Below are 16857 nucleotides of genomic sequence, written 5' to 3' on the forward strand. Positions count from 1 at the left end.
GTTGTCTGTTTGGTCTTTCAATCAGGCCAAGAGTCTTAACGGCGCCGCCCCGGCCCCGCCAAGCGCTGACCTGTGTTTGGGGGCTAAAAAGTGAAACGGCCGGGCGTTTTGCGCCCGGCCGCTCCTGTTTCTGATCTCAGAATACCGGTTAACGGCCGTCCTGGGATCCGAAATAGTCAAAGAAGGCGCTGTCCGGCCCCATCACGATGGGGGTGCCTTCACGCAGCGCCGTCTCATAGGCGATCATGGACCGATAAAAGCGGAAGAACTCCGCGTCCTGACCATACGCCGCCGCATAGATGGCGTTCCGCTGGGCGTCGCCTTCACCACGAATACGGTCAGCGTCGGCGCGCGCATTCGCGAGAATAACCGTCGCTTCACGATCCGCAGACGCCCGGATTTCACGCGCGCGTTCTTCACCTTCAGCGCGGATGCGAGCCGCTTCCTGCTGACGCTCAGAGCGCATGCGAAGGAACACCCGCTCCTCAACCTCGTTGGGAAGATCGGCGCGCAGGATGCGCACATCGATCACCTCAAGGCCCAGATCGGCGCGTGTCACGGCGGCGTCCACCGAACGCTCCACCCGGTCCATCAGCTCGGCGCGCTGGCCTGAGATGACGTCCTGGGACGGGATCGAGCCGACCACGGCGCGCAGCGCGTCTTCCATGATCGAGCCCAGACGGGCCTCAGCGCCATTCTCATTGCGCAAGGTCTGATAATAGCGCAGCGGATTGACGATCCGGTAGCGCAGGAAGGCGTCCACTTCGAGACGTTCCTGGTCGCCGGCCTGCAGCTGTTGCGGACGCATGTCGAATTCGACATTGCGGCGGTCAAACAGCAAGACCTCTTCCCAGGGCAGCTTGAAGTGCAGCCCGGCTTCGTCATCGCCGATATCGTTGATGACGCGAACCGGATCACCGAAACGCAGCACCAGGGCGGAGCGTGTTTCACTGACGGTGAAGGTCGCGGTCGCCGCGGCGATCAGCAGACCGCCCAGAATGACCACGAGGGCGATTGTGAGAAATCTCATGACTTAACCTCCCTGCCCAGAACCTGCGGCGCGATTGACGTCGCCTCGGTTGCGGCCCAACTGGTCGAGCGGCAGATACGGAACCGCCCCGTTCGCGGCGCCGTCCTGATCCAGAATGATCAGATCGGACCGGCCCAGAACCTGTTCCAGCGTCTCGATATACATCCGCTCACGCGTCACGTCCGGAGCCTGGACGTATTCTGCGTAGATCGAGTTGAAGCGATCCGCCTGACCTTGGGCCTCAGCGACCACCTGATCGCGATAGCCGCGCGATTCTTCCAGAAGACGGACGGCGTCACCGCGCGCTTCAGGAACAATCTGGTTGGCGTAAGCCGTCGCTTGCAGCGCGTTGGCTTCAGCATCCTGGTCTGCGCTGATCACGTCCTGGAAGGCCGCGATCACCTCTTCCGGCGGCGCGGATTCCTGCAATTGCAGACCCACGAGCTGAATGCCGGATTCATAAAGGTTCAGCGTTTCCTGGATGATCTCTTCAGCGCGCTGAGCCACCTCGCCCCGGCCCGTGCCGATGATCGGCTGCAGGTCGGACGTGCCCACGACTTCACGCATGGCGCTTTCCGCCACCGCGCGAACCATGGAGGCCTGATCACGGACGTTGAAGACGAAGTCCCGCACGCGGGTCGGATCGACTTGCCACTGAACGGTGAAGGACAGGTCCACGATGTTTTCATCGCGGGTGACCATCAGCGCTTCTTGCGGCGTCGAGCCGATCGTGACGGACCGGATCTCGGTGACGTTGACGGTTTCAACCGTCTCGATCGGATAGGGCAGCTTGATGCGAAGACCGGCGCCGGTCGTGCGCACGTATTCGCCAAAGCGCTGCACCACGCCCGCTTCACCCGGTCCCACCTGATAGACGGAGGCCGCCGTGATGACGCCGATGGCGATCAGACCCGCCACAACGCCGACCAGGCCGCCGCCTGAACCGCCTTTGCCAGAGCCGCCGCGGCCACCGCCGCGCGGCCCCTTGCCGCCGAGCCATTGCTGGAACCGGCGCACCAATTCCTCAAGGTCAGGCTCCTGACCCCCGCCGGACGGGCCACGGCCCGGCCCGTTGGGGCCGCGGCCCCAGGGGTTGTTGTTATTGTTATTCTGACCGCCGCCGCCGGAGCCCCATGGGCCGCCGCCGCCTGCATTGTCGTTCCAGGGCATAGATCTCCCCGCTGGTTAAGTGGTTTTTGCGTTTCTTTGGTATACGAGTATGTGGCCGGTCACACGCTCCGGTTCAAGTAAAACCGGTATCAGGGTGCTGCGCTAAACCGCCAGCTTGCGATCGAGCACCCTCAGGGTGAAGCCCGCATCGTCTGTGTCGGACGCCTGGACGCGTTCAGCGCTGATTTCACGCCAGTCCGCTTCATCAAGCTTTGGAAAATGCGCGTCGCCCTCAGGCTCCAGATCCACCTCAGTGAGATAGATGCGGTCCACGCGCGGCAGCAGGTCGGCGTAAAGCTGCGCCCCGCCGATCAGGCAGACCTCATCGGTTCCCGCATCCACAGCCGCGGCGCGCGCTTCCTCGAGGCACGCGTCGACATCGGCGAACACATAGGCGCCCGCCGCAGCCGTCATCGACCGGCTGATCACGAAATTCGCCCGCCCCGGCAAAGGCTTGCGCGGCAAGCTATCCCAGGTCTTGCGCCCCATAACCACCGGCTTGCCCAAGGTCACCTGCTTGAACCGTTTGAGATCAGAGGGGATGCGCCAGGGCAGATCACCCGCGCGCCCGATGACGCCGTTTCTGGCGACCGCGACGACAATGGCGAGCTTGGTGTGGGTCATCACTTACACCGCCACCGGCGCGGAAATGCGCGCATGGGGATCATAGCCCTCGATCGTGATGTCTTCGTACTCGAACGCGAACAGATCGGTCACGTCCGGGTTGAGCGTCAGCGACGGCAAGGCGCGCGGGGTGCGCGACAGCTGTTCGCGCACCTGGTCGAAATGGTTGGAATAAATGTGCGCGTCGCCAAAGGTGTGCACGTACTCGCCCGGCTCATAGCCGGTGGCTTGCGCGACCATGGCCAGCAGCAGCGCATAGCTGGCGATGTTGAACGGCACCCCGAGGAACATGTCCGCGCTGCGCTGATAGAGCTGCAGGTGCAAGCGTCCGCCCAGCACCTTGAACTGGAACAGCGTATGACAGGGCGGCAGCGCCATGGACGGCACGTCGGCGGGGTTCCAGGCGCTGATCACATGACGGCGGCTGTCAGGGCTTGTCTTGATCTGGTCGATCAGGGCGGCAAGCTGGTCGATCTCCTCGCCGTTCGGCCCTTCCCAGCGGCGCCATTGCTTGCCGTAGACAGGGCCAAGCTCGCCGTTCTCGTCCGCCCATTCATCCCAGATGCTGACGCCGCGTTCTTGCAGCCATTTGACATTGGTGATGCCCTTGATGAACCACAACAGCTCCACCGCGATGGATTTGAAATGGACTTTCTTGGTGGTCAACAGCGGGAAGCCGTCACGCAGATCACAGCGGATCTGGCGACCGAACACGCCGCGCGTGCCGGTGCCGGTGCGGTCGGTCTGATCCTCGCCGGTCTCCATGATCTCGTGCAGCAGATCGAGATAGGCGCGCTCGATGGGGGAGCCGATCATCGGCGTCGGAGTTTCGGCAAGCGCCATGGCGGCCTCCTGAGATCCAAATAACACGGCGGAGTGTAACCCGGCTGCCGATTCGGGAAAGGCCGACGGCGCATCCATGATCCGGTCTTGCGCGGATAAACCGCATCTGTTTCGCATCTCCAGACACTTGCATCTGAGACGCTCAAGGCCGATCTCAACGCCATGACCCAGAGCGCCCCGTCCTCCTCACTCACCCTGTCTCTCTCCGGCCTGACCTGTGCAGGCTGCGTACGCAAGGTGGAGACCGCGCTCTCCAAAAGCGAGGGCGTGCGGCAAGCGCATGTGAACTTCGCCACCTCCCGCGCTCAAGTGGCGGGCGAAGACCTTGATGAAGCCGCGCTGATCGCCGCAGTCGAGAGCGTCGGCTTTGAGGCGGAACGCTATGATCCGGCCCCGGATCGCGCCGCCCGCGATGAAGCGAACAAAGCGCGCGAGCGAGCTGATCTCAAACGCCAGCTGATCCTGGCGGCCTTGCTGACGCTGCCGGTCTTCGTGCTGGAAATGGGCGGGCACATGATCCCGGGCTTCCACCATTTCATCATGAACACGCTGGGTCAGACGCTGAGCTGGTCGATCCAGTTCGTGCTGACGACCCTGGTGCTCGCCTTTCCCGGCCGCCGCTTCTTCACGCTGGGCGGCAAGGCCTTGGTCCGGCTGGCGCCTGAAATGAATGCGCTTGTGGCGCTCGGCGCCGGCGCGGCCTGGGCCTATTCCACGCTGGTGCTCGTCGCGCCGGACCTGTTCCCGGTTGATGCGCGCCATATCTATTTTGAGGCCGCCGCGATGATCACCACGCTGATCCTGGCGGGCCGGTATATGGAAGCGCGCGCCAAGGGCCGCACCAGCGCCGCCATCCGCAAGCTGATCGGCCTGCGCCCGCAAACCGCGCGGGTGGAGCGTGACGGTGAGGTCGTCGAGCTGGCGCTGGACGCGATCACCCCCGGCGATCAGGTTCATGTGCGGCCCGGCGAACGCCTGCCGGTGGACGGCGTGGTGGCGGACGGCCAGTCCTATGTGGATGAATCCATGCTGACCGGCGAGCCGGTTCCCGTGCTCAAGGCCAAGGGTGACGCCGTCGTCGGCGGCTCGATGAACACCAATGGCGCGCTGACGATCCGCACCGAGCGCACGGGCGCGGACACGGTGCTGAGCCAGATCATCGCCATGGTTGAGCACGCCCAGGGCGCCAAGCTGCCGATCCAGTCCCTGGTCGACCGGGTGACGGGTTATTTCGTCCCCGCCGTCATCGCCATCTCGGCTGTCACCTTCCTCGCCTGGCTGACGCTGGCGCCCGAAGCCGGACTGAGCGAGGCGCTGGTGAAAGCGGTCGCCGTTCTGATCATCGCCTGCCCCTGCGCCATGGGATTGGCGACGCCCACCTCGATCATGGTCGGCGCAGGCCGCGGCGCCGAGCTGGGCGTCTTGTTCCGGCAAGGCGAAGCGCTGCAAGGCCTTTCGGGCATTCGCGTCGCCGCCTTTGACAAGACCGGCACCCTGACCGAAGGCCGTCCGACCCTGACCGCGATCCATACAAGCGGCGATGTGAGAGAAGATGACGCCCTCGCCCTCGCCGCGGCGCTTGAGCACAACAGCGAACACCCGATCGCCCGCGCCGTTCTCAAAGCCGCCGAAGATCGCGCACTCTCCCTGCCCGGACTGGAGGACTGGCGCGCCGAATCCGGGTTCGGCGTCACAGCTGTTCTGGACGATCAAAGCGTCGCGCTTGGCTCCAAACGCTATATGACACGTCTCGGCGTGGACCTTGATCCGCTCGCGCTCGCCATCAAGGCGCTCGATGAGTCCGGCGTCACATTGATCATCCTCGCGCGGGACACCCAGGTTCAAGCCGTCTTCGGAGTCTCCGACCCGATCCGGCCCGGCGCCTTCGCCGCTCTGGACGCCTTGCGCCGCCAGGGCGTCAAGATCGCGATGATCACCGGCGATGGCGATGCGCCGGCGCATGCGGTCGGACACGCGCTCGGCATTGACGATATCCGCGCCGAAACGCCGCCCGATGAAAAATACCAGGCTGTCGCGTCCTTGCGTAAAGCGTATGGCCCGGTGGCGTTCATCGGCGACGGCGTCAACGACGCCGCCGCCCTCGCCGAGGCTGATGTGGGCGTCGCCATGGGCTCAGGGTCCGATATCGCCGTGGAAAGCGCGGACGTCGTCTTGATGCGCGACGATCCCGCCAAAGTGGCCGCCGCCCTCGGCCTCAGCCGGGCGACCCTGAACAACATCAAACAGAACCTGGTCTGGGCGTTCGGCTATAATGCGCTGCTGATCCCGGTGGCGGCGGGGGTGTTCACACCCGTCTTCGGCTGGTCGCTGTCGCCCATTTTCGCCGCCGCCGCCATGGCCGCCTCCAGCGTCTGCGTTTTGAGCAACGCCCTCAGGCTGCGCGGCTTCAAGGGCTGAGGCGGCCCTCTCACCTGACATCCAGCGCAGCCCTTCCCTCGCCGGTGTGATCTGCTCCGAGCGGCGCTCCTTGCACGCTCCGCTGTTGATTGAATCTGCACGTGTTTTTCAATTTTTGAGGGAATTTAGCGATTTTGGGTTGTTTTTTAATACCGTAATACGTCACTCTTCGGGCATGCGCCGCCGCCCCGTCACCCCCTCAATTTTTACGTGACGGTATCCAAATGGCGCCCTAACCCCTTGGAGGCCCTTATGCTTAAGTCCGCCTTATCAGCAGCATTCATCCTCGCCGCGCTTCAACCTATGAGTTATGCGCAGGATGTTCTCCCTCGTGACGCTAACGAGGCTCGCCTGAACGCCCAGCTCGGAGACGTCGATGTTTCAAGCCTGCGTCACGGCCTGACAGGCCCGGTCTCACCAGAGTCTGAACAGGCCCTGGTGACCGGAGCCCGTATTCCGATCATCGTCATGATGCGTCCCGCCAAGGACCGGGACGTCCGCGGCTTCACCGAGCCACGCGCCGGAGAATCCCCAGAACTGACCGCCATCCGCGCCCTGCGCGAGCGAGTGCTTCTGGACGCGTTCGGGGGCAATGGCGTCCTGCGCGCCGAGGCAGCAGACGCGACCATCGCCCAGCGCGGCGGCACGGGTGAAGCCGAAACGGCGAACCGCCCTGTCCTGACGCGCGCCTATGTGGCGACGCCGGGCTTCACCATGCTGGCGAACGCCCGTGAAATCAGTCTTTTGCGCGCCACAGACGGTGTGATGGCCATTTATCAGGACCGGCCTGACCCCCTGCTCTTGCAAGACAGCACCGTGATTGTCGGCGCAGATGACGTCTGGGCCCAGTCCATTGAGGGTTCAGGGTATTCCGTCGCCATACTGGATTCCGGCGTCGAGAACGAACACCCGATGACCGGATCGGCCATCACCGCCTCGGCCTGTTTCAACCAGATCGTATCTGGCGTCTCGACCAGCAACTGCCCCGGCGGCGTCTCGCAGGTGACAAGCCTGAGCAGCGCCGGCGCCGGCGATTCCTGCGTTGAAGCTGTGCTTGATCCCACCAACGGCACCAATGGCTGTTTCCACGGCACCCATGTGGCCTCAACCGCCGCAGGCCGCACCACCAGCCTCGGTTCGGGTCCGATCTCGGGCGTGGCGCGCGGCGCCAACATCATCGCCGTGAACGTGTTCGCACGCTTCCCCGCCAGCCAATGCGGCGCGGGCGCGACCCAGCCCTGCATCCAGTCCTGGACCTCCGACCAGATCGCCGCGCTCGACTGGCTCTATCTCAACCGCGCAAGCCTGAACCTCGCCTCGATCAATATGAGCCTGGGCGGCGGTCAGAATTTCTCCGCCTGCGACAGCTCCGATCCACGCACCACGGTGATCAACAATCTGCGCAGCGCCGGGATCGCAACGGTCATCGCCAGCGGCAATAACGGCTTCACAAACTCGGTGAGCACGCCAGCGTGCATCTCCAGCGCCATTACGGTCGGCGCCACCACAAAAACGGACGCCGTCGCCAGCTACTCAAACGCCTCCAGCCTTGTGGACCTCATGGCGCCGGGCAGCGCCATCACCGCCGCCTGGCAGTCTGAAGAGCCTGCTCCGGGCCAGAACTGCATCGCCGCCGGCACGCCGACAGCGCCGGGACCAGACGGGTTCTGTCACTGGTTCTCGGGCTCGTCAGGCACATCCATGGCAACGCCTCACGTGGCCGGCGCCTTCGCCCTGTTGCGCGAAGCCTTCCCCAGCGCCAGCGTCACCGATATCGAAACCGCGCTTGAAAGCACGGGCGTGTCCATCTTTGACTCCCGGAACGGGCAGACCTATCCGCGCATCCAGATTGATGCGGCCTACGCCCAGCTTGCGGGCGGCGGCGGCTCAACCGGTCCCGCCAACAACGACTTCGCAGACCGGATCACCCTGTCTGGCGCGTCGACCTCCGCCACGGGGTCCAATATCGGAGCGGACAAGGAAGCCGGTGAACCCAATCACGCCCAATCTGGCGGCGCCTCGGTTTGGTGGAGCTGGACGGCGACCTCGTCGAGCCGGGTGACCGTCACCACCTTCGGCTCCAATTACGACACCCTGCTCGGGGTTTATACCGGCTCGTCGGTGAACGCCCTGTCCACGGTCAGGACGAATGACGACGCCGGAAGCACGCTGCAAAGCCGGGTGCGTTTCTTCCCCACACCCGGTGTGACCTATCACATCGCGGTGGACGGCTATAACGCCGCCAGCGGCAATATCGCCCTCTCGATCAGCCAATAAGGCGACACGAGCCTGACTGGAGCCGCCGGCATCCCCGGCGGCTCTTTTTTTGCCCGAACCCCGCATTTTCACTTGCCCGGAAGGAAGAAAAGGAGCAAATTTCCATCACGAACAAACAGGGAACACACTATGATTGGTTATGTGACTGTCGGAACGAATGATCTTGAGAAGGCGGCGGTGTTTTATGACCGCATCGCGGAGCTGCTCGACACGCCGCGCATGATGGAGGATCCGGGCAATTTCATCGCCTGGGGCAAGCCTGACGGCGGCGCCGGGATCGGGCTGACCAAGCCGTTCAATGGCGAACCGGCCACCGTAGGCAATGGCGTCATGGTGGCGCTGGCCGCCCGTGACGAAGACCATGTGAAGGCGATCTATGACGCCGCGATTGAAATGGGCGGAACCTGCGAGGGTGAGCCGGGTCCCCGCGGCGAAGGGTTTTACGCCGCCTATTTCCGCGATCTGGACGGCAACAAGCTCAACGCCTTCGTCATGAAGATGGGCTGATTACAGCCTTAGGCGATGCGCCCGCCCCTTTAACGGGGCGCGTGCGTCGCCTATATTCTAATTGTTCGCTCCGGCGGACTATGGCGATAAACGCGCGTGTAATAACTAGACCGGACCCGGGTGCGAATCCCGGCGGCTCCACCAATCTTCCTCCGCACGTTGGGCGGCGAGCATGGGGCCGAATAGGATCGACGGATGGCTAAAGACGTGGCTTTCGCCCGAATGGGCTTCGTTACCAGCCCATATATAGTAGTTGCCAACGACAACTATGCTGAAGAGGTCGCTCTCGCTGCATAGCAGCGCGGGTATCTCGCACTTAAGTCCTAATCTCTAGCAAGGTTAGGCGGGGTTCGGAGGCGCCTGGCAACAGAAGCCTCCACTTTCCCTGCTCCGCTTGCCCGCCCTCCGCCTCCGACGAAAGAAGGGGAGCGTTTCGAGCCTGGTCGCCCAGCAGGAAGGTTTTATTAATATTCCAAAGCTGATGCTGTGCACCTAGATTCGTTCTGGACTGGAACCGGCATGTCTACAGGGCCTGATCCCGCCGCCGCCACCGAGCCCCAGATCGCTTTGGATCCGCCAGCCTCCTCCGGTTCTGAAGCGCTCTCCAGATTCGGCGTGTCCATGGCGGACGTCTCAGGCCTGATCGATGAAACCTCCCGATCCATTCTGAGCCTGAAACAGTCCTTCGCTGAACTGGACGAAGACGCGCGCGCCACCCTGGAACAAAGCCGGTCGATCCTGACCGTGACCCAACAGACCGAAGAGTATTCACGCAGCGCCGCTTCGGCCATGACGGACGCAGACACGGCGCTTCAGCAGACCGGGCAGGACATCACCACCCTGATCCACACCGTCGACACCATTCAAACCCAGGTCGGCGTGCTTCTGGACGCCTTGAACCGGGTCGGCGTCATGTCCGACACGATTGAACGCATCGCCAGCCAGACCAATCTTCTGGCCCTCAACGCCACCATCGAGGCGGCGCGGGCCGGCGAAGCGGGACGCGGCTTCGCCATTGTCGCCGATGAAGTGAAAACGCTGGCTGGCGAAACCGCCACCGCCACGGTGACCATTCAGGGCCTGCTCAGCGAAATTCGCGGCGAGAGCGACGCGCTGGTTGATCTGGGCCGAACCGCAGCGAGCGCGGGGGAAGAGGTCAGCCAGTCCACCGGGCGCCTGAGCACGCTGGTTCAGGGCATGTCCGACGCCATCACAGGCATGTCGGCCTCAAGCCTTGAAGCCGCACGCGACGCCGGGGAAATCCAGCAGCGCACAGAGCATCTGACCGGACAGGTGCAAAATCTGAGCGGCGTGGTCAGCGCGTCCTCCCACCAGCTCGACCAGTCCGCGACCCAGATCAGCCTGACCGTGGATGAAGCCGACGCCATGGTCGTGCAGGCGGCGCTTGAGGGCGCGAAGACGCGTGACGGCGAATTCATGACCATGGTGCAGGCCGCCCGGGATGAAATCGTGGCGGCGTTCGAGCACGCGCTCTCCAGTGGTCAAACCCAATTGGAGGACCTGTTTGACGAGGTCTACACGCCGATCGCAGGAACAGTCCCGCAACAATTCATGACCCGCTTCACGGCTTTGACGGACAGCTTGCTGCCGCCCATACAGGAGCGCGTCGCCAGCGAGCACCCCGACATCGTATTTTGCGCGGCTGTCGACCGGAACGGCTATCTGCCGACCCATAATCTGAAATTCTCCCAGCCCCAGAGCGCAGACCCCGACTGGAACGCCGCCCATTGCCGCAATCGCCGGATCTTTGACGACCGTGTGGGATTGCGCGCCGGTCAGAATACAAAAGCTGTGCTGTTGCAGACCTATCGCAGGGATATGGGGGCTGGGCGTTTCGTGATGATGAAGGATCTCAGCGCGCCGATTTTCATAAAAGGCCGACACTGGGGCGGCCTCAGACTGGCTTATCGGATCGCGTCAGACGCCTAACGCCTAGGCGGACCGGGCTCGCATCGCGGCGCTCTGTTCGGCAAGGGCGTCAGACACCGCCTGCATCAACACATCCTGCCGCAAGGGCTTGGCCAGAGTGTCGGAGAAGCCGGCTTCGATATAGCCCTCCACCTGATGGGCCATGATGTTGGCGGTCATTGCGATCACTGGAGGTAGTGTGCGGCCGTCTTTCTGGCGCGCCGACTTCATATCGCCAAACACCTGTACGCCATCGCGCCCGGGCATGCGGATATCCAGAAGCACCAGATCAAAATCATGCGTCTGGGTCTGTGTCAGCGCCGCCTCGCCGCTGTCGGCCAGAACCACGTCGACATCGCACGCCCGCAACAAGCCCGCGGCGACGGCCTGATTGGTTTCGCAGTCGTCGACCACGAGCACTTTCAGTCCTTTGGGGATCAAACCATCGCAATCACACTCATTTCTGATCGCGGCGTGAGGGTCTTGCGTGTTGGTCGAGCGAAACGGCAGATGGACGGTGAACAGCGTGCCGACATCGGGCTCGCTTTCCACGTCAATGCGGCCCTTCATGATTTCCAGCAAACGCTTGACGATCGACAGGCCCAGACCCGTGCCGCCATATTCACGTGATGTGGACGCATCCGCCTGGGTGAAAGGCAGGAAAACGCGATCAAGTTGTGAGGACGTCATCCCGCAACCCGTGTCGCGCACCCGCAAGATCAACTCGTCGGTCGCGTCATCCTGAGAGAAAATAAGGCGCACGCCGCCCTTGCGCGTGAACTTGATGGCGTTCGACACAAGGTTATGAACGATCTGGCTGAGACGTGTCGGGTCCCCGACGCGCAAGCTCTGTGCGCTCACGCCGTTTTCATAGCGCAGGGAGAAGCTGAGACTGGCCTCTTCAGCCTGGGGCGCATAAAGCGACTCAATCTGCTCAGCGACCTCGCCCAGGGTGAATTCCACGGTTTCAACGTCCATCTGGCCTGCGTCAATCTTGGCCAGGTCGAGTATGTCATTGAGCGTCGAGAGCAAATGATCGCCCGAGGTGCGGATCACCTCGACCGCCTTGCGCTGACGATCATCAAGCCTGGACAAGGCCAGAACCGCTGTCATGCCCAGAACGCCATTCAGCGGCGTCCGAATTTCATGGCTCATATTGGCCAGGAAGTGGGATTTCGCCTGATTGGCCTGCTCCGCCTTTTGCTTTTCCGCCTCCAGCGCCGCCACGGCGGTCATCATGCTGGCGCGGAAAAAGCCCGCGGTCACAAACACAAACACCTGAGACAGGACCAGACCGGTGTAGAGCGTATCCAGAGACAGATTGGCGTCACCGCCTAACCGCGTCATGAAATAGGTCGCCGTGTAAACACCAATGCTGAACAGGGCGATCATCAGACCGTCCAGCACCCCCAGCACCAGGCAAAACGTCAACACCGCCGGCACCAGGCCCAGATTGTTGACGTTGACCAACTGGCCATTCAGCAGCGACAGCAAGCCCAGAAACAACACGAAGGTCACGCCGACGATACGCATCCGAAGCTGGTAATTCGACCGTCCATTGACCAGGTAGGGACCCGCCAGCACGAGAAGAGACACACCCGTACCCATCATTATTTCAAAGGCGTAGTCGGGAAGAAACTGCAGATTGATGATGTTGACGGCCAAGCAGCTCAGCCCGCCAAGCACACAGAAGACCGACAACACACGGGCAGAGGCTACGGTTAAAGGCTCAGTCGCCTCCGACGACGGCCAATAGCGCCTAAGTGCAGCTCGCATCCAAAGTCTCCCCACCATCCAGTCCCGTCCACGGGCCTGACGTCGTCGATGATGCGAAGACAATACACCAAAGACCTTAGGGTTTGGTTGCGAAAATCTTATTCAGGTGAGGCGCGCCCTGAAGACCGACGCCTCGCCGTGTGCATGACGCATTGAGGCGGGCGCCGCACAGGTGAGTCCGACCGCCACGACCGATTGACGCACCGCTGGGAACAAGTACGCTTCGTGACTGATTGCCGCGGCTGGGAAAGGGCGATGCAGGTGACGAAAGACCTGATGCAATATGAACGGCTCGCACAGGATGCTTTGCGCGACGTGGTTCGAAAGTCTCTTGAACGGGCGGCGGGTGACGGCCTTCCGGGGGCGCACCATTTTTACATCACCTTTCGCACGACCGATCCAGGCTGCGATATCGATGAATCCCTGGCCAGCGCCTATCCAGAAGAGATGACCATTGTCCTGGAGCATCAGTTCTGGGACCTGGAAATTGATGACGTCGGGTTTGAAGTCACGCTGAAGTTCGGCGGCGTTCCGAAATACCTCAAGGTTCCCTGGCGCGCGGTGACCCGCTTTCACGATCCCAGCGTGGGCTTCCGGCTTCATTTTGACTACGCGTCACCCGCCCCCGGCGATACGCCGGGCAATGGGTCTGATGATGATGAAGTCCATGAAGGCACCGTGGTCAGCCTCGAAGCGTTCCGGAACAAGGAGTGAGCGCGTCCCCATCGCGTCGGGACGAGCTGACGGCGCTGTTCTCTGACCCCGCTCACTTGCCTGCGGCCACCCGGCATTTTGGTTTTTCGCTGATTGATCTCGACCCGGACGCGCACTGGGTGGAGGCCTGGTTTGAAGCCCGGCCGGAATTCCTCAATCCGAACGGCTCCATTCAGGGCGGCATCGTATCCGGCTTTCTTGATGAAGCGATGAGCCTGTCCGCCTTCATCGCCGGCGACCTGAAAGCCGCCGTGCCCACGCTGGAAATGAAAACCAGCTTTCTGCGCCCCTTGATGACGGATCGCGCGCGAGCGCGCGGCCAGGTGGTGCGGCTGGGCTCCAGCGTCGCCTTTACCGAAGGCTGGCTGTGGAATTCCGACGGCGTCTTGTGCGCAACAGCGACCGCCACTGCGGCGCTGCGCCCCTTCGAGCATGGCTGACCTATCCGGCAAACCGCGTCATCTGGCGCTGATCGCCCTGTCTCAGGTGCTGGCGTTGTCGGTCTGGTTCGCGGGCGCCGCCGCCCTTCCCGGCCTGCAAGACACCGGCGCCTTGAGCCCTTTCGCCGGCGCCGCCCTCTCCAGCGCCGTCCAGCTCGGATTTGTTCTCGGCGCTCTGACCAGCGCCGTTCTGGGCGTGGCGGACCGATATGACGCCCGGCACGTCTTCGCAGCCGGCGCGAGCGTCGCCGCCTTGATGAGCGGAGCCGCCGTCCTGCTGGAGCCCGGCTCTCTTCTGATGCCCGTAACGCGGCTGGGGGCGGGCGCGGCCCTGGCCTTCGTCTATCCCGTGGGCATGAAACTCGCCGCCAGCTGGGCCAAAGGCGATACAGGACTGCTGATCGGATTGCTGGTCGGGGCTCTGACACTGGGTTCGGCCAGCCCGCATCTGGCGCCTGTGGTCACCGATAGTCTGGGTTGGCGCGCGCCCTTCGCCCTGTCTGGCCTGGCGGCGCTTGCAAGCGCTGTCTTGATTCTGTGCGCCCGTGCAGGCCCCGCCTTCAAACGCGCCGCCCGGTTTGATCCACGCGCCATAAGGCTCAGCCTCACCGATCCGGCGCTGGCCCGGGTCAATCTGGGCTATCTGGGCCATATGTGGGAGCTGTATGCCTTCTGGGCCTGGGTCGGCGTTTTTCTCGCCGTCTGGGCTGAGCAGAACGCCCTCTCTGCATCCGTCTCGGTTCCGGTCACGACCTTTGTCATTGTGGGCGTCGGCGCTTTGGGAGCGCTGGGAGCGGGCTGGATCGCGGATCGGGTCGGCCGCACGCTGGTGACGAGCGTCGCCATGGCCCTCAGCGGCGCGTGCGCCCTGCTCAGCGCCTGGGCCTGGTCTGGCCCTGCCGCGCTGATGATCGGCCTGCTTGTCATATACGGCGTCACCGTGATTGCGGACTCCGCGCAATTTTCCGCCGCCGCCGCCGAGCTGGCGCCGCCGGACAAGGCGGGCTCCATCCTGACCTTGCAAACCGCTCTGGGGTTCGCCCTGACGCTGATCACGGTTCAGCTTCTTCCCGTCTGGGCGGATTATACGGGATGGAGGTTCGCCTTCTGGCCGCTGGCGCTTGGCCCGATGGTGGGCGTCTGGGCGATGCTCAGCCTGAGACGTCAGGGCGACGCCGTGAAAATGGCTGGCGGTCGACGATGAAATCGACCGTATGCGCAAACATATATTAACGCGCAAATGGCTAAGCATAGTTAAGGATTGCGCTCCCTACCGCTAGGGTTGAGGAAAGATCGCGTAATCATGCAGCCAGCTAGGGGGCAAACCATGATCCAGCAGCTAGATCAGTTCTCCATGACAACCCGCCTTCGCATGATCGCCGGGGCGTCGATTGTTCTGATGCTGAGTTATGTCGGCGCGAACTTCGTCACAGGCATGTTCAGCCAACAGGCAGACAATCGCGCGACCCACGCCACAGAAAACCTGGTCGCAGCCAGCGGTCTTGAGAAAGATCTCACCTCGCTTTTGCGCGACACATATCTGATGGCGAGCTCGCCCACGGCTGAACGCCGGGATGCAGCGCTGGGAAATCTCGCAGATTTTGAAACCGCCTTGTCCGATGTGGAAGGGATTGTCACCGACCCTCAATTCCAGGCCGCGCTTACCGCAATCCGGGCGGACGTGCCGGGCCTGAACGCACTGATCGAGGGCGCCGCGGCGAACATCGCCGGCTATTCCGACATCGAAATGCAGCGCTTCATTGATGAACTGGCTGTCTATGACGACCGGATGGACACCAATATCGAAGTGGTCCGTGACGGCGAGCGCGCGCTGTTGGAAGCCGCCTGGGCCAGCCGCGACCAGATGGCGACCGCTTCGCAATGGGTCAGCCTGATCGCCCTGATCCTGACGGCGGCGGGCCTGATGGCCATGACCCAGGTCATCGGCGGCAGCATTCGGCGCTCCGTCAGCTCGATCCAGTCTCTGGTCGGCAAGCTGGCGGACGGCGAACGCGACATGACGATCTCCGAGACGTCCCGCAAGGATGTGTTCGGCGATCTCGGCCGCGCGATCGCGACCTTGCAAGAAGCCCTGAGCAACGCAGACCAGATCCACGCCAATCAGGCCAGTGAGGCGTCTCAACGTCTTGAGCGCCAGAAGGATATCGAGGATGCAGTGCTGCGCTTTGAAACCAGCTCCACCGAACTTCTGAGCTCGGTGATGGCGGCCTCTCAGCAATTGTCGTCCTCCGCGTCTCAAATGCAAAGCTCGTCCAGCGAAGCCTCCGGCCTGTCGCGTGACGCCCAAACCGCCTCGGGCGCTGCGGCGTCCGGCATCCAGGCGGTGGCGGCGGCCTCTGAAGAACTGGCGGCGTCGATCCGCGAAGTCTCCGAGCAGGTCACCCGCACCAGCGAACTGTCCAATGAGGCGAGCTCGGAAACCGAACAAAGCTCGACCGTGGTGACTCAATTGTCCGAAGCCGCTCAGGCCATCGGCGAGATCGTCACCCTGATCGAAACGATCGCGGACCAGACCAACCTACTGGCGCTGAACGCCACCATCGAAGCGGCGCGCGCCGGCGAGGCGGGCAAGGGCTTCGCGGTTGTGGCCAGCGAGGTCAAGGAACTGGCCGAGCAGACCAGCAGCGCAACCCAGCAAATTTCCGCGCAGATCAACGCCATTCAATCCGCCTCCGAAAAAACGGCGGCGTCCACGGACCGCACCTTGCAGGCCGTGCGTCAGCTGGGCGAACTGGCCACCAGTTGTGCAGCCGCGATCGATCAGCAACGCGTCGCGACCACCGAGATCGCAGAATCCGCCCAGCGCGCGGATTCAGGCTCCAGCGACGCCGCCTCCAGCGTGGCGAAAGTGGTGGAGTTCACTCACCAGACCGACGAGATCTCCAAATCCGTGTTGTCCGCCGCCCAGGAAATGGCGGACCGTCACGAGGCCTGGAAAGAAGAGTTCGAAAGCTTCGTGCAGACCATGCGCGCTTCGTAACGCACCTCAGATAGGGTTGAAAAGGGGCGCGCATGCGCCCCTTTTTTTTGTCCACGATCCCCCTTTGGGGATTCAGGCACACGCTTAAGGATGCATTAATCAAGTCGGTATCAGTTTAGGGGAAATGC

General features: G+C 62.9%; 13 protein-coding genes and 1 other RNA gene. 9 read left to right on the top strand and 5 right to left on the bottom strand.

The features are described 5' to 3' along the window. Positions 1-148: 148 nt before the first annotated feature. From hflC to ACTIGF_RS01925, 4 genes are all read right to left on the bottom strand, one after another. Positions 149-1030, bottom strand: coding sequence for a protease modulator HflC (hflC, locus tag ACTIGF_RS01910; protein WP_439635256.1), 882 nt, complete (start codon positions 1028-1030; stop codon positions 149-151). 3 nt (positions 1031-1033) lie between these two features. Beyond that, complete coding sequence (gene hflK / locus ACTIGF_RS01915; RefSeq protein WP_439635257.1) at positions 1034-2200, bottom strand: FtsH protease activity modulator HflK; 1167 nt, start codon at positions 2198-2200, stop codon at positions 1034-1036. Between the two features lie 102 nt (positions 2201-2302). Then, positions 2303-2824: a dihydrofolate reductase gene (locus tag ACTIGF_RS01920; protein ID WP_439635258.1), complete on the bottom strand. Its 522-nt coding sequence runs from the start codon at positions 2822-2824 to the stop codon at positions 2303-2305. A gap of 3 nt (positions 2825-2827) precedes the next feature. Continuing rightward, positions 2828-3640: a thymidylate synthase gene (locus tag ACTIGF_RS01925; protein ID WP_439636637.1), complete on the bottom strand. Its 813-nt coding sequence runs from the start codon at positions 3638-3640 to the stop codon at positions 2828-2830. 189 nt (positions 3641-3829) lie between these two features. Here ACTIGF_RS01925 and ACTIGF_RS01930 point away from each other — a divergent pair, with 189 nt between their 5' ends. The 5 genes from ACTIGF_RS01930 (at position 3830) to ACTIGF_RS01950 (ending at position 10819) form a co-directional block, all read left to right on the top strand. Beyond that, on the top strand, positions 3830-6085 hold the full coding sequence (locus tag ACTIGF_RS01930) for a heavy metal translocating P-type ATPase (protein WP_439635259.1): 2256 nt from the start codon (positions 3830-3832) through the stop codon (positions 6083-6085). Between the two features lie 252 nt (positions 6086-6337). After that, the gene (locus tag ACTIGF_RS01935) at positions 6338-8362 is read left to right on the top strand and encodes a S8 family peptidase (RefSeq protein ID WP_439635260.1); all 2025 of its coding nucleotides are present in this window, start codon (positions 6338-6340) and stop codon (positions 8360-8362) included. Between the two features lie 129 nt (positions 8363-8491). After that, positions 8492-8869: a VOC family protein gene (locus ACTIGF_RS01940; RefSeq protein ID WP_439635261.1), complete on the top strand. Its 378-nt coding sequence runs from the start codon at positions 8492-8494 to the stop codon at positions 8867-8869. Between the two features lie 24 nt (positions 8870-8893). Then, positions 8894-9250: a transfer-messenger RNA gene (gene ssrA / locus ACTIGF_RS01945) on the top strand. A 408-nt stretch (positions 9251-9658) separates the two neighbouring features. Further along, a complete protein-coding gene (locus tag ACTIGF_RS01950; protein WP_439636638.1) occupies positions 9659-10819 on the top strand; it encodes a methyl-accepting chemotaxis protein in 1161 nt (386 codons plus the stop codon). 3 nt (positions 10820-10822) lie between these two features. Here the strand turns inward: ACTIGF_RS01950 and ACTIGF_RS01955 are convergent, their stop codons facing one another. Further along, positions 10823-12463: an ATP-binding protein gene (locus ACTIGF_RS01955; protein ID WP_439635262.1), complete on the bottom strand. Its 1641-nt coding sequence runs from the start codon at positions 12461-12463 to the stop codon at positions 10823-10825. A gap of 366 nt (positions 12464-12829) precedes the next feature. On the opposite strand from ACTIGF_RS01955, the gene ACTIGF_RS01960 reads away from it, so the two are divergent. The 4 genes from ACTIGF_RS01960 (at position 12830) to ACTIGF_RS01975 (ending at position 16729) form a co-directional block, all read left to right on the top strand. After that, on the top strand, positions 12830-13288 hold the full coding sequence (locus tag ACTIGF_RS01960) for an SspB family protein (RefSeq protein ID WP_439635263.1): 459 nt from the start codon (positions 12830-12832) through the stop codon (positions 13286-13288). Then, complete coding sequence (locus tag ACTIGF_RS01965) at positions 13285-13728, top strand: PaaI family thioesterase (RefSeq protein WP_439635264.1); 444 nt, start codon at positions 13285-13287, stop codon at positions 13726-13728. The genes ACTIGF_RS01960 and ACTIGF_RS01965 overlap by 4 nt, the downstream gene beginning before the upstream one ends. Next, positions 13721-14932 carry an MFS transporter gene (locus tag ACTIGF_RS01970; RefSeq protein ID WP_439635265.1) on the top strand — a complete coding sequence of 404 codons (1212 nt, stop codon included), beginning with the start codon at positions 13721-13723 and terminating at the stop codon, positions 14930-14932. The genes ACTIGF_RS01965 and ACTIGF_RS01970 overlap by 8 nt, the downstream gene beginning before the upstream one ends. A 123-nt stretch (positions 14933-15055) precedes the next feature. Next, the gene (locus ACTIGF_RS01975) at positions 15056-16729 is read left to right on the top strand and encodes a methyl-accepting chemotaxis protein (RefSeq protein ID WP_439635266.1); all 1674 of its coding nucleotides are present in this window, start codon (positions 15056-15058) and stop codon (positions 16727-16729) included. Positions 16730-16857: the final 128 nt, after the last annotated feature.

Origin of the sequence: Oceanicaulis sp. (assembly GCF_051859625.1) — a bacterium.
Lineage (GTDB): Bacteria > Pseudomonadota > Alphaproteobacteria > Caulobacterales > Maricaulaceae > Oceanicaulis.